Below are 23746 nucleotides of genomic sequence, written 5' to 3'. Positions count from 1 at the left end.
GAGCCCGTCGTGGAACTCACCTGGTACGCCCTGCTCGGCCTCTTCTTCGCCACCTACCTCGTGCTCGGCGGCTACGACTACGGCGTCGGCCTGCTGCTGGCCCGGCGCGGCCCGGCGCCGGGGAGCCGGGCCACGCTCGCCGCGCTCGGGCCGTTCTTCCTCGGCAACGAGGTCTGGCTGGTGGCCGCCGTCGGCATCCTGTTCGGCGCGTTCCCCCGGCTGGAGGGCGAAATGCTCTCCGGCTTCTACCCGGCCGTGCTCGCCGCGCTGGCCGGTGTGGTGCTGGTGACCGCCGGGGTGCAGCTGCGCAGCCGCCCGGTTTCCGCCACCGCTCGCGCCGGCTGGGACCGGGTGGTGGTGGCCGGCTGCGTACTCGCCGCGCTGGGCTGGGGCGCGCTGCTCGCCGGGCTGCTCCAGGGCGTACCGGTGAGCGCGGACGGCCACGTGGTCGGTGTCGGCCATCTCGCCACCCCGTTCGTCGCCGCCGCCGGGCTGGCCCTGCTCGGGCTGGTCGCGGTGCACGGTGCGACATTCCTCACGCTCCGGCTGCCGGCCGCCGACGCCCCGGCGCTCGCCCGGCTCGCAGGCGGCCTGGTGCCCGCCGCGCTCACCGCTGTCGCAGCGGCCACCGTCCTGGGCGTGCTCTCCGACCGGGTACGCGCCGCGGTGGCGCGCCCGGCGGTCGCCGTACTCCTGCCGTTGGCGCTGGCGGCCGCGCTGCTGATGGCGCGCGCGGCGCTGCGGCGGGGTCGTGCCGGGGTGGCCTTCGCGGCGACCGCGACGGCGCTGGCGCTTCCCGCGCCGCTGGTCGGGGCCGCGCTCTGGCCCCGGATCCTGGTCTCCACGACCGACCCGGCGGCGTCGCTGACGGTGGCCGAGGCGGCGGCCAGCCGCCCGACGTTGGCGCTGTTGGGATGGCTCGCGTTACCGCTCCTGCCGGCCCTACTAGGCTTTCAGGCGATGTGCTGGTGGGTTTTCCGGGGACGGATCGACGGCAGGGCACCGGTGTACTGGTGAACCGCCGCCCGTTCGACCCGCGTCTGCTGCGTCGGGTCCCCGCGGCCCGGCGCGACCTCGCCGTGCTCGCGGTGCTGGGCGGGCTCACCGCACTGCTGGTGATCGCTCAGGCCACCGCGCTGGCGACGCTGCTCGCGACGGCGTTCGACGGGCGGCTGCACCGGCCGGCGCTGGCCGGGTTCGTGGCCGCGGTCGCCGGGCGGGCGCTGGTGAGCTGGGCGCAGGGCACGGTGGCGGCGCGGGCCGCCGCCACGGTCAAGGCGGCGCTGCGCGCCGATCTGCTCGACGCGGTCGGCCGGCACGGCCCCACCTGGGTCGCCGGGCAGCGGGCCGGGCAGCTCGCCACGCTGGCCGGGCGCGGGCTGGACGCGCTCGACCCCTACTTCACCGGCTACCTGCCGCAGTTCGTGCTGAGCGTCACGGTGCCGGTGGCGGTGCTGGCCCGGATCGTGTTCGCCGACTGGAGTTCGGCGGTGATCATCGCGCTCACCATCCCGCTCATCCCGATCTTCGGCGCGCTCGTGGGCTGGCAGACGCAGGCCGCCACCGAGCGGCAGTGGCGGCGGCTGTCGCTGCTCGGCGGGCACTTCCTCGACATGGTGGCCGGGCTGCCCACGCTGCGTGCGTTCGGCCGGTCCCGGAGCCAGGTCGACGTGGTACGCCGGATGGCCGACGGCCACCGTCAGGCCACCATGAAGACGCTCCGGATCGCGTTCCTGTCCGCGCTGGTGCTGGAACTGGTCGCCACGCTCTCCGTCGCGCTGGTCGCCGTGCCGGTCGGCATCCGACTGCTCGGCGGCGGCCTCACGCTCTCCACCGCGCTGCTGGTGCTGCTGCTCACGCCGGAGGCGTACCTGCCGCTGCGGGCCGCGGGCAGCCGCTTCCACGCCAGCTTGGAAGGGCTCACCGCGCTGGACGAGGCGCTCACGCTCTCCGCCACCGACGCGCCCGCCACCGACGCCGAGGCGCCCCGCCGGCCCGCGCCGGACGGCCGGGGCGAGATCCGCTTCGAGGGCGTCACAGTCGCGTACGACCGGACCACAGCGCTGCGCGACGTCACGCTGGCCATCCGGCCCGGCGACCGGGTGGCGATCATCGGGCCCAGCGGCGCGGGCAAGAGCACGCTGCTCAATCTGCTGCTCGGCTTCGTCGCACCGACCTCGGGCCGGGTCACCGTCGACGGGGTGGACCTGGCCGGGGTCGATCTCGACGCCTGGCGACGCGAGCTGGCCTGGGTGCCGCAGCGGGCGCACCTGTTCGCCGGGTCGCTCGCCGACAACATCCGCCTCGGCGCACCGGACACCCCGGATGCCGCGCTCGCCGCCGCGGTCACCGGCGCCGCGCTGGACGAGGTGGTCGACGCGCTGCCCGACGGGCTGGACACCCGCCTCGGCGAGCGCGGCCACGGCCTGTCCAGCGGCCAACGGCAGCGGGTCGCGCTCGCCCGCGCGTTCCTCCGGGACGCGCCGGTCGTGCTGCTCGACGAGCCGACCGCGCGGCTGGACAGCGCCAGCGAGGCGATCGTGCTGGACGCGACCCGGCGGCTGGTCGCCGGACGTACCGCGCTGCTCGTCGCGCACCGGCCCGCGCTGCTCGCCGACGCCGACCGGATCCTGCGCGTCGAGGACGGCCGCGTCACCGAACTGCACCCGACCACCACCGGCCCGGCGGCGCCCCGATGATCCACGTCTCCCCCGCCCGCCCGGCGGTGACCCGGTGACCGCCGCCGACGGCGTGACGCCGGTGGGCCGCGAGCCCGCCGGGCCGACCGGTGTGCCGGTGACGCCCTCCGGCTCGCCGGAGCCGCCCGCGCCCGCCCGGCCGGGTGCCGAGCGGGCGGTGCTGCGCCTGGCCCGGCCGTACCTGAGCCGGCTGCTCGGCGCCGGGCTGCTCGCCGCCGCGACCGAGTTCGCCGGCCTGGCGCTGATGACCACCGCCACCTGGCTGCTGATGAGCGCCGCCGGCCGGCCGCCGCTGGACCGGCTGACGGTGGCCATCGTCGCGGTCCGGGCACTGGCCGTGAGCCGGGGCGCGTTCCGGTACACCGAACGGCTCGCCGGGCACGACGCCGTGCTCCGCATGATCACCGACGTACGGGCCCGCGTCTTCGCCACGCTCGCCACCCGGCGCGACACCGGCCGGCGTACCGGGGACGCGCTGAGCCGGCTGGTCTCCGACGTGGAGGCGGCCCAGGACCTGCTCCTGCGCGTCCTCGTGCCGGGAGCGGCGGCGGCACTGGTGAGCGTGCTCGCCGTGGGCGTCGCCGCGCTGATCTCACCGCCGGCCGCCGGTGTGCTCGCAATCGGTCTGCTGGTGGCAGGCGTGGCGCTGCCCGCGCTCGCCACCCGGATCACCCGCCGCGCCGCCGACGAGGTGGCCCCGCTGCGGGGCGCGCTCGCCGTGGACGCGGTCGACCTCACCCACGGGGCCGCCGACCTGGCCGCGTTCGGTGCGACCGGCGCCGCGCTCGCCGCCGCCGGGAACCGGGGCGCCCGGCTGGCGAAGCTGGAACGCCGGCTCGCCGCGACCGGCTTCGCGGTGGACGCGCTCGGCGTCCTCGTCGGCGGCCTCACCTCCGCCGCGGTGGTGGTCGTGGCGCTGCGGGCCGGGGTCGGCGGCGTGCTGGTCGGCGTCCTCGCGGTCGGCTCGCTCGCCGCCGTGGAGGTGGCACTCGCGCTCGTCGCGGCGGCCCGCCAGCGCACCCAACTGCGGGCCGGGCTGGCGCGAGTCGCCGACCTGCTCACCGAGCCCGCCGAGGCGACGCCGCAGACGACGCCGGAGCCCGGGACCGACGGCCACGACGTGCGGTTCGCCGACGTGACGGTCCGCTACCGGGCCGGGGCCGCCCCCGCGCTGGCCGGATTCGACCTCGACCTGCCGGCCGGCCGGCGGGTGGCGGTGGTCGGGCCGAGCGGCGCCGGCAAGAGCACGCTCGCCGCGGTGCTCACCGGCGCGGTACGCCCGGACACCGGCCGGGTCACGGCCGGGGGCGTGCCGGTGTCCGAGATCCCGGCCGAGCACCTGCCAGGGATCGTCGGCGGCCTGCTCGCCGAGGCGTACGTCTTCCACGCCACCGTCCGGGAGAACCTGCTCCTCGGCCGTCCGGGCGCCACCGAGGCGGACCTGGAGGCCGCGACCCGGGCGGCCGGCCTGCTCGACTGGGTACGCGAACAGCCCGAGGGCTGGGAAACGGTGGTCGGTGAGCAGGGCGGACAGCTCTCCGGCGGGCAGCGGCAGCGGCTCGCGCTGGCCCGGGCGTTGCTGGCCGCCCCGCCGGTGCTGGTGCTCGACGAACCGACCGAAGGGCTCGACCCGGCGGCGGCCGACGCCGTGCTGGACTCCGCGCTCGCCGCCACCCCGGCCGGGCACTCGGTGCTGCTGATCAGCCACCGGCTCAGCGGCCTGGCCGGGCTGGACGAGATCGTGGTGCTCGAAGGCGGCCGGGTGGTGCAGCGCGGCCGGCACGACGAGCTGGTGGCCCGCCCCGGCTGGTACCGGGAGCAGTGGCTGCGCCAGGAGACGGCCGAGCGCGGTTACCTGGCCGTCACGCCCTGACACCCGGCCGGTCGGGGTTTTCCCTGACGCGGCTGTCAGCCGTCGATGGCAGGCTTACCCGCATGCGGGTGCACGAGGAGGCAGTGGTCGACCGCCGGCTGCACGAGTTGTCCACGCGGTTGCACGGGCCGGACCGGCTCAAGGCCGACCTGCTGACCGAGGCGCGGCACGCGCTCGAGGACGCCGTCGAGGCGTACCGGGACGGGGGCCTGCCGCCGACGGAGGCGCAGCGGCGGGCGGTCGCCGAGTTCGGCAGCGACGCCCAGCTCGTGCCGGGTTTCCAGGCCGAGCTGGCCGCCGGTGCGCTGCGCGGGCTGGCGCTGCGCACGCTCGTGGTGGCGGTGGTGCTCCTCGCCACCGGTGACCTGACCTGGCAGGGGTCGAGCTGGAGCGACGGTCCCCCGCCGCCTGCCGCCTATCTGCTGCTCTCCGCCGCGCTGAACGCCATCTGGGGCGTGGTCGCCGCGCTGGCGCTCGCCGCGCTGCTGGCCGGTCCGCTCGTCGCCCGGTGGAGAACAGCACGGCTCGTCCGCCCGGCCCGGCTGATCGGTTTCGGTCTGACCGGCAGTCTGCTGCTCGGCGCGGCCGCCGGGGGCGCGCTGTTCGCCTGGTCGGTCGGGCTGTGGGACGCCGCGCTCACCTGGCCACCAATGATCATCGGGATGGTGGTGGTCTCGGCGGCCTGGTTCGCCCTGGCCCGGGCGGCCCGCTGCTGGGTGCTCGCCGAGCGCCGGCTGGCCGGCTAGCCGCCGGCCTGCGCGGGCGGGCCGCCGCCCGTCTCCGGCTCGGCCGCCGGGTGCCCGCCCGCCGGCCGCGGTCAGGCCGGGGCCGTGGGCGGCTCGTCCGCGCCGAGGAACCGCCCGACCGTGGCGCTGAACTCCCGCCAGCCGGCCCGCTCCCCGGCCAGCGCCCGGCCACCGGCCTCGGTCAGCTCGTAGGTGCGGCGCTCCCGGCCGTTCACAGTGCTCCACGTGCTCGCCACCAGCCCGGCGCGCTCCAGCCGGCGCAGCGCCGGATAGATGGTGCCGGTGGGCAGATCCAGCGCGCCGCCGCTGCGGGCGCGCAACGCCTCGATGATCGCGTAGCCGTGCAGCGCGCCCCGTTCCAGCACCGCGAGCAGCAGCGCGTCCAGGTGTCCGTGCAGCGCCTGCGCCTTCATGTGTAGCAACGCTACTTGTCGGCTCGCCGCCACGCCATGGGGTGCACCTCCCGGTCAGAACGGTCGCCCACTAGGGTATGTGCCCAGAGTCACTCGGCGGCGCGACGCCGCCGGGTGGGCAACCGAACGCACACGGAGGTCAGCGTGGCCCGCCAGTCGCCCCAACGGCCCGACGCCGACGAGCCCGAGCTCGACGACACCGACGCCGCCGTCGCGGCCGACGAGGTCGAGGAGGACCGCCCGCCGGCTGACCGCGCGCTCTGGGACGAGGTGCGGATCGACCCGGTGGAGATCGCCCTGCCCGCCGGCACCGGCTTCACGCTGCGGGCGTACCGGCAGGCGCGCGAGCTGGACCCGACCGACGTCGCCGAGCGCGACCAGGACGACCCGTTCCTGGCCCGCCGCCAGGTCGTCGAGACCGAGGACGACGAGGAGGTGGTGATCCTCGACGAGGAGTTCGCCGCCCTCTCCGCCGAGGAGGACGACGAGGACGAGGAGAAGGACGCCAAGTCGCGCCGCAAGGCCAAGGCCAAGGCCGACGCCTCGGACGACGAGGACGCCGCCGAGTCCGACGACGAGGACGAGGACGCGGCCGAGGGCGACGAGGACGAGGCGGGCGACGAGGAGGTGCCGGTCTTCCTCACCCACAAGGGCCGGCTCCTGCTGTTCAAGACCCCCGAGTCATTGGTCACTTTCATCCGTTCCGGTGCGCCGAACGACATGTCCCAGCTGGACAGCTGGAATGAACTGTCCGAACGGCTGGAGCCGGCCGACATCGCCCCGTTGGACGAGGACACCTACGAGCTCGACCTGGTGGTGGAGAACCTGCGCGGCGGCCACGACGCGTGGGACCACGAGCTGCTGATCGAAGCCGGTGAGATCGCCCGCGACCTGGCGTACGCCCTCCGGCTACCGGCGGTGCTGGACATGCTCTCCGCCGGCTCCAGCCTGGACGACCTGGACGAGGCGCTGCGCGCTTCCGTCAACGGTGGCGTCGGTGGTTTCCTGGGTCGTCGGCGGCTGAAGAAAATCGGGGCACAAACCGCAAGTCTGGGTTGGCGCACCATTGTCGGGAAGATCTCTGCGGTTGTGGACTGGCGCGACTGACCCGGAGCGGGGAGCATCAGTCTCTGGCAGTGCAAGACCTGTGTCCCGGGAGGAGGACGACGCCGTGGCGCTCGTGCGCGTGTACTGCGGTCTGGCCTCGGCAGATCCGGCCGACCGAACGGCTTCGGCCGGAACGACGCTGACGTCCGCTGTGGTCGACGACGCAGGCCGTCTGCTGCACGTCTGCGAGATCGGTGACGATCCCGCCGGTTACGCCCGGCTGGTCGCGCTGCTGGTGGAGCGGTCCGGCGGTCCCAGCGGGGCGGCCATCGCCGCCGACAGCGACGACCACATCGTCACCTCGCTGCTGAGCGCCGCCGGCCGGCCGCTGGCGATCGCCGACGACGACTCGGTCGACGACTTCGCCGAGCGTTTCGCCGACGACGACTCCCTGGAGGAGATGCAGTCCCCGCCCGCCGAGCGCCGGGCGGTCGGGCTGGCCCGCGCGCTCCAGGCCGGCGCGCTCTCCGCGGTGACCCTCCCGGCACCGCGCGAACTCGCCGGATACACGCAGGTCCTGGCCGCGCACGCGGCGCTGGCGAGTGGCCGGCACTCCGCTGCGGTGACGCTGCGGGAGGTGCTCCGCGAGCTCTACCCGGCCGCGCTGCGGGCCTATCCGGACCCCGCCGACCGGGTCGCCCTGGCGGTGCTCGACGCGCTGCCCGAGCCGGGCATGCTCACCGGCCCCGCGGCCCGTGGCGGCCGCGACGGCGGGCTGACCGCCGACGCGGTGGTCGCCCAGTTGGCCGGCGAAGGGGTGGCCGACGCCGATGCCGTCTCCGACGCGGTGACCGCGCTGCGCGTCGCCATCTCCGAGACGCCCCGGCGGGCCACCATCAACCGGACGCTCACCGCGGCCGTCGCCGAGACCGTACGGCAGGCCGTCGCCTCCGTCCGGACCTGTGACGCCGGCTGCGACGCGCTCGTCGGCGCGCTCGCCGAACGCACCGCTCCCACTCCCGCGACCGGCCGCCGGGCCGCCGCCCGGCGGGGAGAGCAGGTCGACGAGCTGGCCTCGACGTCGGTGGCCGACCTTCGTCCGGTGCCCGCCATCCAGCCGGGCCCGGTCGCCGAGCCCCACCACGGTCGTCCCGAGCCGGCCGGGGCACCCGAGCCGGCCGGCCGCCGCGGCCGGCCCGAGCCGGTCCCCGGTGGGCGGCGCAGCCGTCCGGAGCCGGTGTCCGGTCCGGCCGCCACGACGACACCTCGGCCGCTCGGCCCGCCGCCTGTCGCACCCGCCCCGGTGACGCCGCCGCCCGTCGCCCCGGCCCCGGTCACGCCCGTCGCTCCGGCTGCCGCACTGGGCCGGCCGGCGTCGGCTCCCCCGGCACGGCCCGAGCCGACCGGCGCGCCGCTGCCGTCGCGGGTGGACGGTCCCACCAACCGGCCGGTCTCCGCGCCGCCCCCGCCGCCACCGGGCATCACGCCGATCGCGCCGTCCCCGCGCGGCGCCGTCCCGCCGGCCGAGGCCGGCGAGCCGTTCCGCCCGACCCTCACCACCGCGGCGATCAACAAGGCGCGGGCCGAGCGGCAGCGCACCGTCATCCCGCCCCGGCCCAAGACCAACCAGCACCAGGAACCGCCGACCGGTGGGTTCAGCGCCACCGACCTGAGCATCCCGGTGCCGGCCCCGCGCCCGCCCGCGCCGGAGGCGGCGCCGCCGGGCTCCCGGGCCAACTGGCCGCTGGTGAACAACGAGGACGACGCAGCGCGGGAGCGTGAGGGCACGACCTACTCGTACGGGCGAGGCGTTGACGCACCGAGCGACCCCGGCCGCGTCACGCCGCCGTGGCTCGCCGACGACCTGCCTCAGGAGCCGCCGATGCTGCGGCTGGTGGAGCCGCCGCCGCTCGCCGACCGCGCGCTGCGCGACGAGATGAGCCGGTCGGCCGACGCCGGCCTGGAGACGCCCCCGCTGCGTCTGGTCGACCAGGTCGACCCGGGCCGTGTCCCGCTGCCCGCCGCGCCCGAGCGGCGGCCCGCGCCGAAGGAGCACCGGCCGCCGCCGGTCTCCGACGAGGGTGACGGCGATCTGCTGATCTTCGCGCAGGCCAAGTCCGCCTGGTTCGTCGGGCACGGCGACGAGGCCGACCTGGAGTGGTCGACCACCGCCGACACCGGTTGGCAGGCGGCCGAACAGGCGGCCCGCCCGGCCATCGGCGCGGAGACCAAGGCCGGTCTGCCCAAGCGCGTGCCGCAGGCCAACCTGGTGCCGGGCTCCCCGCTGCGCGAGGAGCGTCCACTGCGCATCATCCGGAACGCGGCGAGCCTCGCCGAGAACACCACCGGCTACTTCCGGGGGTGGCGGCGCGGCCAGGAGATCGGCGGCTTCGCCGTGGGCGGCCGTCCGGGCCGTGAGGCGGCCGGCGGCTGGGACTTCACCCGCGACAGCGGTGACCGCGACGACGACCGGGAGTACGAGTACCGTTCGGCGGGCTACCGCACCTGACCTGGACTCGCCGGGTGTTTCATCCCACACCGGGGCGATTTGACGCTGCGCTGGGCCGGCCGGGAACATACCCGGCGGACCAGCGGCGGCGCCTGTTCGCCGGGGTGGGAAGGCGATTCCATTGGCGACACCGGCGTTCGACTCCACTGTGCTCACCCGGCGGGGTTTCCTCGCCGCCACGGCCGGGAGCCTGCTGCTCGCCGGGTGCGCGCCGCAGGGCCATCGGCCGGAGGACGGGCCGTCCAGCAGCGCGCCGGCCGACCAGGACCTGATCATCGGGGCGAGTCTGGAGCTGACCGGCGCGGGGGCGCTGCTCGGCGTCGCCCAGCAGCAGGCCCTGCAACTCACCGCCGACTCGCTGAACCGAGCCGGCGTACCGGTCGGGAACCTGGTCCGATCGGTCCGGCTGCAGATCCTGGACAACGGCAGCAATCCCGAGGTCGCCGCGCGCCATGCCGCCGATCTGACCCGGGTCGGTGCCCAGGCGCTGATCGGCGGTGTGCTCGGCGAGACCTCGATGGCCCTCGCGGCGGCCGCCCAGCGGGTCAAGACGCCCTTCCTGTCGCTCGGCTACGGTGACCGCATCGTGCTGCCGCTGGACGAGCGCACGTTCACCTACAAGCTCACCCCGGACGCCGTGGACATGGCCGGACGCCTGGTGGAGCTGTTCGAGGCGAAGCGGATCCGGCGGGTGTCGGTGCTCGCCGCCGCCGGGCTGCACGGCGACTCGGGGGTGCGGGCGATGCGGGAGGCGCTCGCCGACAGCAGCACCGACCTGGCCCGCACGGTACGCCTGACGGCGACCGGCCGGCGGTTCCGCGCCGCCGCCGAGCGCGTCGTAGGCGGCCAGCAGGACGGCGTGGTGATCTGGGGTACCGCGCCCGACTCCGGTGCCGCGGCACGGGAGCTACGCGCCGCGGGCCACCGCGGACCGATCTTCTTCGACGCCGGGGCGGTGGCCGACGACACCGTGCAGGGCGCCAACGCCGCGGCCGTGGAGGGCGCGTACGCGGTGCACCCGGCCTGCCTGGACGTCTCCGCGGCCACCGCCACCACGACGGCGCAGCTGGCCCGCCGGGACTTCGTCAACCGCTACACGCAGCGCCACGGCGTCAGCCCGGACTTCGCCCCGTACGCCTCGGACGCGCTCCAGCTCCTCGCCACGTCGGCGCGGATGGCGACGAGCCTGGACCGGGGCCGGCTGCGGGCCCTCCTTCAGGCGCAGACCGTCGAGGGCATCGCCGGCGGGTACGCGTTCCGCGCCGACCGGCACGGCGGCATGGAACCCGACTCGCTCGCCGTGTACCAGGTGTTCCGGGGCACCTGGACCCGGTACGCCTGACCGGAGACGCACCCGGTGACCGTCCCGCCTGGAGGGTCACCGGGTGATCGCGTACCGTGTCCATCCCCAGACGCCAGGAAGCGCCCGGTGGCCTCAGGCCGCCGGGCGCTTCCGCGCGTCGGTCAGGCGGGCGCGACGGCCCGCGAGCGCCGCATGGTGAGCACGTACTCGACCAGCGAGATCAGCACGTGCTTCGTGGACTCCCGGTTACGGGCGTCACACGGCACCACCGGCACGTCGCGGGAGATCGCCAGCGCGTCCCGGACGTCCTGCGGATCGTGGTACTGCATGCCGTCGAAGCAGTTGATGGCCACCAGGTACGGCAGCCGCCGGTGCTCGAAGAAGTCGATGGCGGCGAAGCAGTCGGCGAGCCGCCGGGTGTCGACCAGCACCACCGCGCCGATCGCACCACGGACCAACTCGTCCCACATGAACCAGAACCGCGTCTGACCCGGCGTACCGAACAGGTACAGGATCAGGTCACGGTCGATCGAGATACGACCGAAGTCCATCGCCACCGTTGTCGTCGTCTTACCCGGCACCTGCCGGGTGTCGTCGACGCCGACACCGGCAGAAGTCATGATCGCCTCGGTGGTCAGCGGCGTGATCTCCGAGACCGAGCCGACCAGCGTCGTCTTGCCGACGCCAAACCCACCGGCGATAACGATCTTCGCCGACGTCACGCGGCCGCTCTGGGCCGGCGGCCGGTGCGACATGTCAGAGCCTGCGAAGTCCACTCAGCACCCTCTCCAGCAGTTCAGTGCCCATCGCGTCGTCGGAGTCGTCCAAAATGGTCGGCTCGTGGACCGCGACCAGGCCGTCCGTCGCCATGTCGGCGATGAGCACCCGGGCCACGCCGAGGGGAAGCTGCATCCGCGCCGCGATCTCGGCGAGCGACTGCACACGTCCGTCACACAACGCGGCGATGTACTGGTGTTCACGACCTTGGCCACCATTGCCAGTGGCAACCGCTCGACCGCGCACCGTCGTCTCGACGAGCGCCTCCAGGGCGATGTCGAGCCGGGGACGGGTACGACCGCGGGTAACGGCGTACGGCCGGACCAACGCTCCGGTCGGCTCGTCACGATCCGCCATTTCGCCGCTCACCTCCCTCGTACCCGGCACCGGCTCGCCCCGGTGGCATCCGTCGCTGTCGTTGTCGTTCCCGCACCTGACCCACCGGCCAGCGCGTCATTCAGCCCATCATCCCCACAGCCGTTCGCGGCTGCGGCGTCAGGGCATCGCCCACCCGGTCCACGAGCAGGGCCATCTCGTACCCGACCTGACCCACGTCGCAGCTCCGCGCCGCCAGCACCGCGAACGACGAGCCGTCCGAGATGGACATCAGGAACAGGAAACCGTTGTCCATCTCGACGACTGTCTGCAACACCGCCCCGCCCTCGAAGCAGCGGGCCGCGCCCTGGGTCAGGCTGACCAGACCGGACGCGATCGCGGCGAGCTGGTCGGCGCGGTCCCGCGGAAGGTCCCGGGACGAGGCGAGAAGCAGGCCGTCGGCCGACACCGCGACCGCGTGCGCCACACCGGGCACCCGGTCGGCGAAGTTGGCGAGCAGCCATCCGAGATCCTGCGTAGTAGTCATCCTTGTTGCTCCTTCTGCCCGCTCCCGGCCACCGGGCCTGAGCCAGACTGCGAGGACTGCTGCCCGCCCGGAGTGCCCTCCGGGCCGGTCGTGTTGCTGTCGGTGTTACGCCCGCGCTGCACGCCTCGATGGTAGGCCGAGAGCAGGCCCCGGACTCCCTCCGGCGTACGCCGCTGCACCGACGCAGAGGGCTTGTCGATGCTGCCCGGCACGAGCTGCGCCATCGGCGTCCGCTTCGGCAGGCCCTTCTGGGTGGTCTCCGCCACCGGCACCTCGGTGGCCGCCGAGGCGGCCCGCCAGCCGTCGTCGGCCGCGGTCTGCCAGGGGGAGGAGGACTGCGACGACGCCGTCGGCTGCCGGCTGGGCAGCCCACCGGTGTACGTGGGACGCGTGTTCCCGTTCGCCGGGCCGTTCTCACGCGGTGCTCCGCCGGCCGTCGGAGTGTGTGCCATCGGTGTGTTACCTGTCGTTGCTGGTGTCGGCTGCGGCACGGGCCGGCCGGCGGTGTCCACCTTGGCGAACTGCTGGGTGGCGGCGGCGCCACCGTTCGTCGCCGGGGCCGGGGCCGGGGCGGCCGCCGCCTCCTCGGGCCCGGGCCGGCGGGTACGGAACCACGCCGACTCCAGCTCGCGGAAGATCGGCAGCTCCATCGTCTCGTCCGCGTACCGCTGGCGGTTGCCCGGCTGCTGCGGCGTGGCCGGCCGCGACACCGGCGTGGCCGGGGTGGCGGGCCGGGCCTCGGACGGCCGGTTCGCGGCCGGAGCGGCGAACGGCTGGCCGGCCCTCGGCTGCGGGGTGGCGGGCATCTCCGTGCGCGGCACCCGGGGCAGCTCGGTGGTCATGTCCATGCCACTGGCGGGCCGTTCCGGCGCCGGCGGAGCCGGCGTCGGCGCGACCGGGGGCCAGACCGGCGGGGCGCTGACACCCGGGGCGGGCCCCGGGCGCGTCGGCAACTGGTTCGCCGGCGGCGCGGAGGCCGGGTGACCGGCGGTGGGCTGCCCGGAGACGGGGGCGGCCGACGCGGGGTGCCCGGAGACCGGCGCCGCCGAGACCGGACGGTACGGCAGCGGGTCACCGGAGACCGGTGCCGCGGAGACCGGACGGCCCGAGAACGGGTCGCCGGAGACCGGGGCGGCCGAGACCGGGCGGTACGGCATCGGGTTGCCGGAGACCGGTACGCCGGAGACCGGCGGCAGCGGCGGCGCCGACACCGGCGGCACGGGCGGCGCGGAGACCGGCGGCGGGCTGTAGGGCCGCGCCTCCGGGCTGCTCGGGAGCTGACGCGGGATCGCCGGCTGCTGGCCGCTGCTGCCAGGGTCGCCGTCGGCCGGGTTGCGCCGCTGGGGCAGCGGGTCCCTCGACTGGCCGTTTGCGGGCCGGGGACCGAATCCGCCGTCCCCGCCGGCCGGGTTGGCGCCGGTCAGGTCGGACCAGGCCGGCATGGCACGGCCGCCGCCGGCGTTCGCCGGGGTGCCCGAGCCGTTGCGCGGCGCCGGGTCGAAGGCGCGTCCACCGAGCGTGACCTGGTTGCCCGAGGAGCCCGGGTGGGACGCGGGCGGAAGGCTCGGCGCGTTGTTGCCGAAGGCGGCCAGGGCGCCGAAGGCCGGCGCCGGGCCGTTCTGCTGCGGGCCGGCGGCCGGCAGGGCCGGTGCGTACGGTCCGCGGCCGGACAGGGCGCGCGGCACCAGGACCGAGGTCGGCAGCGTCACGTCGGCGACGGTGCCCCGGTCGGCGCCCGGTCGCAGTTCGACCCGGACGCCGTGCCGGGCGGCCAGCCGCGCGACCACGACCAGGCCCATCATCCGGGAGACCGCGACGTCCACCTGCGGCGGCGTGGCCAGCCGCTCGTTGAGGTCACGGAGCTGCTCCGGGCTGATGCCGATGCCCCGGTCCTCCACGTAGAGGGAGGCGCGGTCGCCGACCCGCCGGGCCTCCACCATGACCTGCGAGTCCGGCGGGGAGAAGGCGGTGGCGTTGTCGAACAGCTCGGCGACCAGGTGCACCAGGTCGTTCACCGCGTGCGCGGCGACCTCGATGTCCCGGTCGATCACGCCGAACTCGATCCGGGTGTAGTGCTCGACCTCGGACTGGGCGGCACGGAGCACGTCGATCAGGGCGGCGGGCTCGCGCTGCACGCGGGTGGAGTCCGCACCGGCGAGGACCAGCAGGTTCTCGTCGTTGCGGCGCATCCGGGTGGCCAGGTGGTCGAGCTGGAACAGCTCGGCCAGCCGGTCCGGGTCCTCCTCGCCGCGCTCCAGCCGGTCGAGGTGGCCGATCAGCCGGTCGACCAGGATCTGCGAGCGGCGGGCCAGGTTGACGAACATGGTCGCGACCGACGCCCGCAGGGCGGCCTGCTCGGCGGCGGTGCGGACGGCCTCCAGGTGGACGGCGTTGAACGCCTCGGTCACCTGGCCGAACTCGTCCTTGCTGCGCACCGGCAGCGGCTCGGCGATCTGGTTGGCCAGTTGGACCGGGGAGAGCTGGCCGGTCACCTGCGGGTCCCGCAGCCGGGCGACCGCCTGTGGCAGCCCGTACTGGGCCACCGCCAGGGCGCCATGACGCAGGTCGCGCAGCGAGCGGGCCATCGACCGGGCCACCAGGTACGCGAACAGGATGGCCAGCAGCAGCATGGTGAGCAGCAGGCCGGTCTCCAGGAACACCTGGCGCTGGGTGTCCGAGCGCAGCGCGTCGGCCTGCCGGACCACGTTGCCGTCGAGCCGGTCCTCCACGGTCCGGATCAGCTTGGCGTTGGCGACCATGGTCTGGTCCCACTGGTCCGACCCGAACGGGGCGTTCTCCATCGAGCCGTTGTTGTTGCCGGAGACGAAGCTGGTGAAGCGGTCGGCCTTGCGCAGGTCGGGCCCGGAGACGGTCTGCTCGTAGAACAGTTTGTCGGGCTCGGTGGCGACCGCCTGGAAGGTCGCCAGCGACTGCGACTGGCCCGTGCCGCTGGCGATGAACTGCTCGCGCAGCGCGGCGGTGTACTGGTTCTGGGTGAGCGCCTGGTGGACGACGACCCGGCGCTGGGTCAGGTATTCCTTCTGGCGGGCCACGGCGGCCGACGCGCGCATCCGGTCGCTCAGGTCGTTGTCGCCGGCGAGCTGGGTGGCCGAGTCGCGGATGGCCAGCAGGTCCTCGATGAGCTGGCGGTACGCCTGGTCGGCATCATTGATCTTGAGCTTGCCGTTCAGCACCTGGCTGCGTGTCGCCGGGAGGTCCTTCAACTGGGTGTCGATCGTGTCCAGCAGCCCGACGAAGTTGCGGGGCAGGTCGTCGATCTCGCCGCGCTGCCGCAGGTAGGGCGACTTCGCCTGGTCCACCCGCTGGTTGGCCCGGTTGTAACCCTCCTGGTACTGCGCCCGGGTCTGGAACTCCTTGGCGCCGAGGAAGAGCACGGCGCCGACCCGCTCGTCCTGCACGGTGTCGACCAGGTCACCCGAGTAGCCGATCAGGTTGGCCAGATCGCCCGCCCGGTTGGCATTGTTGAGCGTCTCCAGGTGGTCGACCAGACCACTGGTGCCCACCACGACCGTGGCGATGGTCGGCACGATCATGATCAGACCGAGCTTGGACCAGATCGGCATGTCGCGCAGCCGGCTCATCGGCCGGCGTAACCGCGACAGGAAGGAGCCCGCCGTCGTTGGCCGTTTGCTCACGTCACCGCCCTCGCATTACCGCGCTCCGCGCCACCCTGAGGGCAACGCCGAGCGACCGACCCGGCGGGTCGGACCTCCGAGATTCCATCACGCCGCTCCGCAAAGAGAAAGACCAGGTTGTCCCTCGCCGGAGGTGTGATGAGATGTTGATGCAATTTGATAGCAATCCGTCTGGCCGGAGTCACTGAAGGTAATGAATCACCCGCACCGCGTCGTCCTGCTAGCTGGCCCCTCCGGGTCGGGAAAGTCGTACATAGCCCAGCGAACCGGACTTCCGGTGCTCTGTCTGGACGACTTCTACAAGGACGGCGATGACCCTACGTGTCCACGTCGAGACGGACAGGTAGATTGGGAGTCCCCGCTGTCCTGGGATGCGGACACAGCGGTGCAAACAATCGCCCGACTGGCCCACGAGGGCAAGGCCGAAGTGCCGGTTTATGCGATCGGCGCGGACCGCCGGGTGGCCACCCGGCCATTCGATGTCGACGGATCGCCAATCTTCGTCGCCGAGGGGATCTTCGCAGCCGAGATCGTGGCCGAGTGCCGGCGACGCGGGCTGCTCGCCGGGGCGTACGCGCTGCGCCGCCCGCGCGGCGCGACGTTCCTGCGCCGCCTCGCCCGGGATCTCGCGGAGCAGCGCAAGGCGCCCCGGGTGCTGCTCCGGCGCGGGGTGGCGCTGCTGCGCGACGAGCCGGCCGTGCTGCGCCGGCAGACCGGGCTGGGCGCCGAGGCGGCACGGGCCGGGCAGGTGCTGCGCGGGGTGGCCGCGCTGCTCTCCGGCCACCCCCGCCAGTCGTGATCAGCCGATCAGCTCGGCGTACGCCGGCTTGATCACCTCGTCGATGATCCGCAGCCGCTCGTCGAACGGGATGAACGCGCTCTTCATCGCGTTGATGGTGAACCACTGGAGTTCCTTCCAGCCGTAGCCGAAGGACTCCACCAGCAGCGCCATCTCCCGTGACATCGAGGTGCCGCTCATCAGCCGGTTGTCGGTGTTCACAGTCACCCGGAACCGCAGGTCGCGCAGCAGCCCGATCGGGTGGTCGGCGATCGAGGCCGCGGCGCCGGTCTGCACGTTCGACGACGGGCACAGCTCCAGCGGGATGCGCTTGTCCCGCACGTACGCGGCCAGCCGGCCCAGCACCGGCGGGTTGCCCGGCGTGATGTCGTCGACGATGCGTACGCCGTGGCCGAGCCGGTCGGCGCCGCACCACTGGATCGCCTGCCAGATGGACGGCAGGCCGAACGCCTCACCGGCGTGGATGGTGAAGTGGAAGTTCTCCCGCTGGAGGTACTCGAACGCGTCCAGGTGCCGGGTGGGCGGGAAGCCCGCCTCGGCGCCGGCGATGTCGAAGCCGACCACCCCGGTGTCGCGGTGCCGCACGGCCAGCTCGGCGATCTCCTGCGAGCGGGCCGCGTGCCGCATCGCGGTCAGCAGCGTGCCGACCCGGATCGGGGTGCCCGCCTCGGCGGCCAGCGCGCTGCCCTCCCGGAAACCGGTGACGACGGCGTCGACCACCTCGTCCAGCGTCAGGTGCTGCTCCAGGTGCTGCTCCGGCGCGAAGCGCACCTCGGCGTAGACCACACCGTCGGCGGCCAGGTCCAGCGCGCACTCGCGGGCGACCCGGCGCAACGCGGCAGGGGTCTGCATGACCGCCACCGTGTGCGCGAACGTCTCCAGGTAGCGCTCCAGCGAACCGGAGTTCGCCGCCTCGGTGAACCAGAGGCCGAGCGCCGCCGGGTCGGTGGTGGGCAGTTCGTGGCCGACCTCGGCGGCCAGCTCGACGATCGTCGCGGGCCGCAGGCCGCCGTCGAGGTGATCGTGCAGTAGCGCCTTCGGGACCTTGACGATGTCCTCGTACGAGATTGCGACCATGCTCAGACCCTAGTCACCCCGAGTGTGTGCCGGACTGTCGACCGGGCCGGTCAGGGACGCCAGCCGTACACCCGTTCCACCGCGAGTCGCAGGACCACCCGCCCGTCGGCCACCATGACGGCCCGGTACTCGGCCCAGTCCGGATGCTCGCCACGGATCCGCCGGTAGACCTCGACCAGTTCCTCGACTGTGGCGTCGTCGGCGGCGGCGGCCGGCGGGGTGAGCGTCACGGTGCCCTCGGCCACCGCGTACGCCCCGCCGTCGGCGGTGGTGACGTGGAAGCCGGCCCGGGGGTCGCGGCGCAGGTTGCGCACCTTTGCCCGGTCACCCGTGGTGGAGCAGCGGATCAAGCCGGGCTCGGCCAGGTAGTCGAGGTTCGACAACTGGGGCCGGCCGTCCCGGCGCAACGTGGCGAGCACCCCGCGCCCGCGCTCGCCGAACAGCTCCCAGAGCCGCGATTCCGGCCCGCTCCCGGCGCTCACCGTGCCGCCTTTCGTTCGCGGCTGCGGGGCTCGCAAACCCGGCTCACTCCTCGCGCTCACGCGGTCACCCGCAGCGGCGCGAGCGCGGCGGCCAGCCGGGCGAGCTGATCGAGCATGAGCGCGGCGGCCTCCTCACGGCCGGGGTCGGGGCGCAGCTCGCCCGACTCGTCCAGCGCCTGCCGCAGGAAGACGGCCACCTGGTCGTTTACCGGCGTCATGTTCAGCGTGGTCACCACCTGCTTGATCATCTGCACCGCGCGCAGGCCCCCGGAGGTCATGCCGTAGCTGACGAAGCCCACCGGCTTGTGCTGCCACTCGTGGTAGAGGTAGTCGATCGCGTTCTTCAGCGGCGCGCTGAAGCCGTAGTTGTATTCCGGCATGACCAGGACGAAGGCTTCCGCGGCGTCGATCTCGGCGCTCCAGGCGCGGGTGTGCTCGTGCAGGTAGACCCGCTCGGATGGGTGGTGCGGCTCGTCGTGGAAGGGCAGCGCGACCTCGGCCAGGTCGAGGAGGCGTACCTCGTCGAAGCCGGCGTGGCGGACGGCGGCCGCGGTGAACCAGTCACCGATGCGACGGCCGACGCGGCCGGGGCGGGTACTGGCGACGATGACGTTCAGGCGGGGCATGGCGAGGTCACTCCTGTCGGGGCGGCGGCCGGGGCCGGCGTGGTGAGTCGGGGAACGAACCAGGCGATGATCGGCCCGATGCCGATCGCGTAGAGCACGGTGCCGGGGCCGACGGCGCCGCCGAGCAGCCAGCCGACCGCCAGCACCGTCACCTCGATCCCGGTGCGGGCGGGGCCGAGCGGCAGGCCGCGGGCGGCCAAGCCGGTCATCAGCCCGTCCCGCGGGCCGGGGCCGAGGCGGGCGCCGAGGTAGAGCGCGGTGGCGAGGCCGTTGAGCAGGACGCCCGCGAGCAACAGGCCGATCCGGCCGGCGAGCGGGTCGACCGCCGGCAACACTGCCAGCGTCGCGTCGAGGGCCAGGCCGACGAGCGCGACGTTCGCGACGGTGCCGACGCCCGGGCGCTGCCGCAGCGGGATCCACAGCAGCAGCACCAGCAGCGCGACGCCGTTGACCACCAGGCCCATCGGCAGGCCGGTGCGGCCGGCGAGACCGTGGTGCAGCGCGTCCCACGAGGCGAGCCCGAGGTCGGCGCGGACCATCAGCGCGACGCTGACGCCGAACAGCGCCAGGCCGGCGAACAGCCGCACCAACCGGGACGGCATTTTGGTTGACATGTCACCAACCTAGGCGGCAACTCGATGACATGTCAATAAAACCGGTAGGATCGGCACATGGACGAACCGCGCTGGCTGGACGAACAGCAGGACCGCGCGTGGCGCGGCTACCGCCGCATGCGCCGCCTGCTCGACCTCGAACTGGCCCGGGAGCTGATGCAGGACGCCGGGCTCTCCGAGCCGGACTACGACGTCCTGAGCGATCTCTCCGAGACCCCGGAGCAGCGGCTACGGCTCAGCGAGCTGGCCGACCGGATGCTCTGGTCCCGCAGCCGCCTGTCCCACCACATCTCCCGGATGCAGCAACGCGGCCTGGTCACCCGGGAGGAGTGCGCCACCGACGGCCGCGGCTCGGTCGTCGTGCTCACCCCGGCCGGGCGCCGGGCCGTCGAGGCCGCCGCGCCGGGGCACGTGGCCGCCGTCCGCCGGCACCTGATCGACCGGCTCACCCCGGCCGAGGTGGCCGCGCTCGGCACGCTCAGCCAACGGGTGATCGGCCACCTCACCGGCCGCCCGGAAGCGGAGGGCTGAGCCGTGGACGATCGCATCCTGGCCCGGCTGCGCTGCCCGGTCTGCGCCGAACCGCTCACCGAGACCACCGCCGGCACCGCCCGCGCGCTGCGCTGTCCGCGCCGGCACAGCTTCGACATCGCCCGCCAGGGGTACGTCAACCTGCTCGCCGGCCGCGCCCCGCACACCGGGGACAGCGCCGAGATGGTCTCCGCCCGCGCCGACTTCCTCGCCGCCGGCCACTACGGCACCGTCGCCGCCGCGCTCGCCGACACCGCGGTACGCGTCGCGGGCGTCGATCCGTACCCCCTGGTCGTCGATGCCGGCGCCGGGACCGGGCATTACCTCGCGGCGGTGCTGGCGGCGCTGCCGGACGCCGCCGGCCTGGCCCTGGACGTCTCCAAGCCGGCGCTGCGCCGCGCGGCCAAGGCGCACCCACGGGCCGCCGCCGCGCTGGCCGACACCTGGCAGCGGCTGCCGCTGGCCGACCGGTCCACCGCCGTGCTGCTGAACGTGTTCGCGCCGCGCAACGGCCCGGAGTTCCACCGGGTGCTCGGCCCGGGCGGCGCGTTGTTGGTGGTCACCCCGGCCGCCGACCACCTGAGCGAGCTCGTCGACGCGCTGGACCTGCTGCGGGTGGACCCGGACAAGGCCGAGCGGGTCGCCGGCAGCCTCGGCGCCCACTTCGCCGAGGAGTCCGCGACCGGGCACCGGGCCCGGCTCGCGCTGACCCGCGCCGAGGTCGCCACGCTCGTCGGGATGGGACCGAGCGCCTGGCACACCGGCCCGGAACGACTCGCCGCGCGCATCGCCACGCTGCCCGAGCCGGTGCCGGTCACGCTCTCGGTCCGGCTCGGCGTGCACCGCCCGCGCTGACCGCGCTCAGGTGGACAGGTCGACCTCTTCCCAGCCCGGCGGCTCCTCGTGGTACGGCCCGCGCAGCACCACCGCCCACTCCAGCGCCCAGCGGCGCTGCCCGATCGCGTTGGCGTCCACCAGCCCGGGCAGCGGTCCGCCGGCCTTTTCCGTCTCCAGGTACGCCCAGTCCAGGCAGTAGTGCAGGTCGAGCAGGGCCGCGGCGTCACCGGGATGCTGCGGTGCGGCCAGGATCCGGGCCCGCCACTGGCCGAACGTCTCCCCCGCGACCAGGTTCGGCATCCGCTCGACCAGCCGCTCGTCCACCGGCACCGTCGGGTCCAGCTCCTTGGCCAGTCCGAGCACCCAGGCCAGCGAGAACAGGGCGTCGTGGTGCAGCACGAACGACCTGTGGTCGCCCCGGCCGCCCATCACGAACTGCCACTCCGGCGGCGTCACCGAGTCGACCAGGTGCGACTCCAGCAGCCAGCTCATCGCCGCCTGTGCGGGCATCCCGAAGCAGCGGGCCAGGATCACGTGCAGCACCGCGATCCGGGCCTCGATCTCCGCTGTCGGACGCAGCTCGATCTCGTCGCCCGGCTCCCAGACCAGCGGGAACTGCGGCGGTGGCAGCGGAAGACCCAGCCGGGACAACTCGTCCAGGCTGGCCTCCCGGACGGCCCGGGGGTCGGGAGCGGGTACGCGCACGGTCAAGCCCCTGTCTGCTCACCCCGGCTCGTCGCCGGCCGATCCCCCTTGGCCTGGGAGGATAGCGGCTCCGGACAGGCCGGCACCACGACCGGCCCGGTCAGCCGATCCGCTCGACGACAAGCGGCGTCGCGTCCGGCGCATCCGGCGCCACCCGCACCGCGGCGCGCGCCTCGGCCAGCGCGGCGGGCATCCGCTCGGCGTGCTCGGCGCGCAGCTCGAACAGCGGGTCGCCGACACGCACCCGGTCACCGCGGCGCTTGTGCAGCACCACGCCGGCCGGGATGCTCACCGGGTCCTCCTTGCGGGCCCGGCCCGCGCCGAGACGCCAGGCGGCAACCCCGATCGCGTACGCGTCGACCTCGGCCACCCAGCCGTCCTCGGTCGCGGTGACCAGCTCGACCTCGTTCGCGGTGGGCATCGGCGCGTCCGGGTCGCCGCCCTGCGCCCGGATCATCGTGCGCCAGGCGTCCATCGCCCGGCCGTCCCGCAGCGCCGCCTCCGGGTCGGCGTCCGGCAGGCCGGCCGCGTCGAGCATCTCCCGGGCCAGCGCCAGGGTCAGCTCCACCACGTCGGCCGGGCCGCCGCCGGCGAGCACCTCCACCGACTCGGTCACCTCGACCGCGTTGCCCACGGCCAGGCCGAGCGGGGTGGACATGTCGGTGAGCAGGGCGACGGTCCGTACGCCGTGCGCACCGCCCAGCTCGACCATGGTGCGGGCCAGCTCGCGGGCGTCGTCGACGTTCTTCATGAACGCGCCGGAGCCGACCTTCACGTCGAGCACCAGCGCGCCGGTCCCCTCGGCGATCTTCTTGCTCATGATCGAGCTGGCGATCAGCGGGATCGCCTCGACCGTGCCGGTGACGTCGCGCAGCGCGTACAGCTTGCGGTCGGCCGGGGCGAGCCCGTCGCCGGCCGCGCAGATCACCGCGCCCACGTCGCGGAGCTGGGCGATGAACTCGTCGTTCGTGAGCGCCGCCCGCCAGCCCGGGATCGACTCCAGCTTGTCCAGCGTGCCGCCGGTGTGGCCCAGGCCCCGGCCGGACAGCTGCGGCACCGCCGCGCCGCACGCGGCCACCAGCGGGGTCAGCGGCAGGGTGATCTTGTCACCGACGCCGCCGGTGGAGTGCTTGTCCACTGTCGGCCGGGCCACCGGCGACAGGTCGAGCCGCTCACCGCTGGCGATCATCGCGGCGGTCCACCGGGCGATCTCCGGGGCGGTCATGCCGCGCAGCAGGATCGCCATGGCCAGCGCCGACATCTGCTCGTCGGCGACCAGACCCTTGGTGTACGCGTCGACCACCCAGTCGATCTGCCCGTCGCTCAGCACACCCCCGTCCCGCTTGGCCCGGATGACGTCAACCGCCGTAAAAGCACTCACTTCTCAAGATCCAATCAATTGATCGCGCGTGGCCGCACCGACCCGCGAACGGTGACCAGCTCAGGCCGGGGCCGACCTCAACCCCAGCGAACCGGAATCTCCGTAGGAGGCTCACCCTCACCGGCCCAGAAGATCGTGCCGGACGCGTCCACCACCACCACGCGTGGCGTCCGCGCCAGCCCCCACTCGATCGCCTCGGCCGGTTCGTCCCAGGTCGAGCCCTCCTCCAGCACGCCGGTCTCGGCGCCGGTCTCACCGGACGACCGCTCCCAGTACGCCGTCCACACCTGCTGCCCGGCCGACAGGTCGGGGTGCACGAAGACGGTGCCCCGGCCCCGCCAGGCGGCCAGCCGGTCCGGCACCACCGGCACCGGGTGCTCGCCGGTCACCGCCTCGATGTCGGCCACGTCGAAGGCGTGCGGCAGCAGCTCCGCCATCCGCAGCGGCCCGTCCTTCGCCTCGACGAGGCATCCCGGCCCGCCCTGCTCCCAGAGCAACTGCCGGCACCTGCCGCACGGCATCAGCGGCTCACCGTTGGCGTCGACGCAGGACAGCGCCACGATCCGGCCCCCGCCGGTGGCGTGCAGCTGCGAGACCACGCCGCACTCGGCGCAGAGGGTGACGCCGTAGCCGGCGTTCTCCACGTTGCAGCCGACAACGAGCCGGCCGTCGTCGACGAGCGCGGCGGCACCCACCGGGAACTTCGAGTACGGCACGTAGGCGTGCCGCATAACCTCGGTGGCGGCGGCCCGCAGCCGCTCCCAGTCGATCTCGGTCATCCCACCATTCTGCCGCATGCGCTCGTGGCG

22 protein-coding genes are annotated in these 23746 nt (G+C 74.4%); 10 read left to right on the top strand and 12 right to left on the bottom strand.

What is annotated here, in order from left to right:
* The first annotated feature begins 9 nt into the window (after positions 1–9).
* From ACFYON_RS13170 to ACFYON_RS13155, 4 genes are all read left to right on the top strand, one after another.
* Positions 10–1017, top strand: coding sequence for a cytochrome d ubiquinol oxidase subunit II (locus tag ACFYON_RS13170; RefSeq protein ID WP_354864769.1), 1008 nt, complete (start codon positions 10–12; stop codon positions 1015–1017).
* Positions 1014–2699, top strand: coding sequence for a thiol reductant ABC exporter subunit CydD (gene cydD / locus ACFYON_RS13165; protein WP_354864767.1), 1686 nt, complete (start codon positions 1014–1016; stop codon positions 2697–2699). Before ACFYON_RS13170 ends, cydD begins: the two co-directional genes overlap by 4 nt.
* Positions 2700–2790: 91 nt before the next feature.
* Positions 2791–4572, top strand: a complete 1782-nt coding sequence (gene cydC / locus ACFYON_RS13160; RefSeq protein WP_387189039.1) for a thiol reductant ABC exporter subunit CydC — start codon at positions 2791–2793, stop codon at positions 4570–4572.
* Positions 4573–4634: 62 nt separating this feature from the next.
* Entirely contained in the window at positions 4635–5318 is a 684-nt protein-coding gene (locus tag ACFYON_RS13155; protein WP_357706416.1) for a permease prefix domain 1-containing protein, read from the top strand.
* A 71-nt stretch (positions 5319–5389) separates the two neighbouring features.
* On the opposite strand, the gene ACFYON_RS13150 is transcribed toward ACFYON_RS13155, so the two are convergent.
* A complete protein-coding gene (locus ACFYON_RS13150) occupies positions 5390–5731 on the bottom strand; it encodes a helix-turn-helix transcriptional regulator (protein WP_354864763.1) in 342 nt (113 codons plus the stop codon).
* Positions 5732–5845: 114 nt separating this feature from the next.
* Between ACFYON_RS13150 and ACFYON_RS13145 the strand changes: the two genes are divergently transcribed.
* From ACFYON_RS13145 to ACFYON_RS13135, 3 genes are all read left to right on the top strand, one after another.
* Entirely contained in the window at positions 5846–6838 is a 993-nt protein-coding gene (locus tag ACFYON_RS13145) for a DNA primase (RefSeq protein ID WP_357706413.1), read from the top strand.
* A 40-nt stretch (positions 6839–6878) separates the two neighbouring features.
* Positions 6879–9287, top strand: a complete 2409-nt coding sequence (locus ACFYON_RS13140) for a transposase (protein WP_357706411.1) — start codon at positions 6879–6881, stop codon at positions 9285–9287.
* A gap of 121 nt (positions 9288–9408) precedes the next feature.
* Positions 9409–10629, top strand: a complete 1221-nt coding sequence (locus tag ACFYON_RS13135; protein ID WP_354864757.1) for an ABC transporter substrate-binding protein — start codon at positions 9409–9411, stop codon at positions 10627–10629.
* Between the two features lie 122 nt (positions 10630–10751).
* Here the strand turns inward: ACFYON_RS13135 and ACFYON_RS13130 are convergent, their stop codons facing one another.
* The 4 genes from ACFYON_RS13130 to ACFYON_RS13115 all read right to left on the bottom strand — a co-directional run bounded on the left by ACFYON_RS13130 (position 10752) and on the right by ACFYON_RS13115 (position 15885).
* Complete coding sequence (locus tag ACFYON_RS13130) at positions 10752–11345, bottom strand: ATP/GTP-binding protein (protein WP_269702284.1); 594 nt, start codon at positions 11343–11345, stop codon at positions 10752–10754.
* A gap of 1 nt (position 11346) precedes the next feature.
* Positions 11347–11724: a DUF742 domain-containing protein gene (locus tag ACFYON_RS13125; protein WP_354865266.1), complete on the bottom strand. Its 378-nt coding sequence runs from the start codon at positions 11722–11724 to the stop codon at positions 11347–11349.
* Positions 11725–11824: 100 nt separating this feature from the next.
* Positions 11825–12229, bottom strand: a complete 405-nt coding sequence (locus ACFYON_RS13120; RefSeq protein ID WP_013283992.1) for a roadblock/LC7 domain-containing protein — start codon at positions 12227–12229, stop codon at positions 11825–11827.
* Positions 12226–15885, bottom strand: coding sequence for a nitrate- and nitrite sensing domain-containing protein (locus ACFYON_RS13115; RefSeq protein ID WP_354864754.1), 3660 nt, complete (start codon positions 15883–15885; stop codon positions 12226–12228). Before ACFYON_RS13115 ends, ACFYON_RS13120 begins: the two co-directional genes overlap by 4 nt.
* 385 nt (positions 15886–16270) lie before the next feature.
* Here ACFYON_RS13115 and ACFYON_RS13110 point away from each other — a divergent pair, with 385 nt between their 5' ends.
* The gene (locus ACFYON_RS13110; RefSeq protein WP_355093523.1) at positions 16271–16684 is read left to right on the top strand and encodes a hypothetical protein; all 414 of its coding nucleotides are present in this window, start codon (positions 16271–16273) and stop codon (positions 16682–16684) included.
* Here the strand turns inward: ACFYON_RS13110 and ACFYON_RS13105 are convergent, their stop codons facing one another.
* Genes ACFYON_RS13105 through ACFYON_RS13090 form a run of 4 tightly spaced genes read right to left on the bottom strand, consistent with a single transcriptional unit; the run spans position 16685 to position 19483 of the window.
* Positions 16685–17761 carry an adenosine deaminase gene (locus ACFYON_RS13105; protein WP_354864750.1) on the bottom strand — a complete coding sequence of 359 codons (1077 nt, stop codon included), beginning with the start codon at positions 17759–17761 and terminating at the stop codon, positions 16685–16687.
* Positions 17762–17811: 50 nt separating this feature from the next.
* Positions 17812–18243 (bottom strand): PPOX class F420-dependent oxidoreductase, encoded by a 432-nt coding sequence (locus ACFYON_RS13100; protein WP_354864749.1) that lies wholly within the window; start codon positions 18241–18243, stop codon positions 17812–17814.
* Positions 18244–18299: 56 nt separating this feature from the next.
* Complete coding sequence (locus tag ACFYON_RS13095; RefSeq protein ID WP_354864747.1) at positions 18300–18869, bottom strand: NAD(P)H-dependent oxidoreductase; 570 nt, start codon at positions 18867–18869, stop codon at positions 18300–18302.
* Positions 18857–19483 carry a hypothetical protein gene (locus ACFYON_RS13090; protein ID WP_354864745.1) on the bottom strand — a complete coding sequence of 209 codons (627 nt, stop codon included), beginning with the start codon at positions 19481–19483 and terminating at the stop codon, positions 18857–18859. Before ACFYON_RS13090 ends, ACFYON_RS13095 begins: the two co-directional genes overlap by 13 nt.
* Positions 19484–19540: 57 nt before the next feature.
* On the opposite strand from ACFYON_RS13090, the gene ACFYON_RS13085 reads away from it, so the two are divergent.
* Together ACFYON_RS13085 and ACFYON_RS13080 are read left to right on the top strand one after the other, a co-directional pair.
* Entirely contained in the window at positions 19541–20014 is a 474-nt protein-coding gene (locus ACFYON_RS13085) for a MarR family transcriptional regulator (RefSeq protein ID WP_354864743.1), read from the top strand.
* Between the two features lie 3 nt (positions 20015–20017).
* Positions 20018–20869 (top strand): putative RNA methyltransferase, encoded by an 852-nt coding sequence (locus ACFYON_RS13080; protein ID WP_354864741.1) that lies wholly within the window; start codon positions 20018–20020, stop codon positions 20867–20869.
* Positions 20870–20875: 6 nt separating this feature from the next.
* Here ACFYON_RS13080 and ACFYON_RS13075 read toward each other — a convergent pair whose 3' ends face one another.
* The 3 genes from ACFYON_RS13075 to ACFYON_RS13065 form a co-directional block, all read right to left on the bottom strand.
* Positions 20876–21556, bottom strand: coding sequence for a DUF4272 domain-containing protein (locus ACFYON_RS13075; protein WP_354865264.1), 681 nt, complete (start codon positions 21554–21556; stop codon positions 20876–20878).
* 100 nt (positions 21557–21656) lie between these two features.
* Positions 21657–22937, bottom strand: coding sequence for a thymidine phosphorylase (locus ACFYON_RS13070; protein WP_354864739.1), 1281 nt, complete (start codon positions 22935–22937; stop codon positions 21657–21659).
* Between the two features lie 77 nt (positions 22938–23014).
* Entirely contained in the window at positions 23015–23716 is a 702-nt protein-coding gene (locus ACFYON_RS13065) for a cytidine deaminase (RefSeq protein ID WP_354864737.1), read from the bottom strand.
* Positions 23717–23746 lie beyond the last annotated feature (30 nt).

It is taken from the genome of Micromonospora sp. NPDC005686, assembly GCF_042871665.1.
In the GTDB taxonomy this organism is placed as follows: domain Bacteria; phylum Actinomycetota; class Actinomycetes; order Mycobacteriales; family Micromonosporaceae; genus Micromonospora.
Note: the sequence above shows the minus strand (reverse complement) of the source record. Positions and strands in the feature narration are given on the sequence as shown.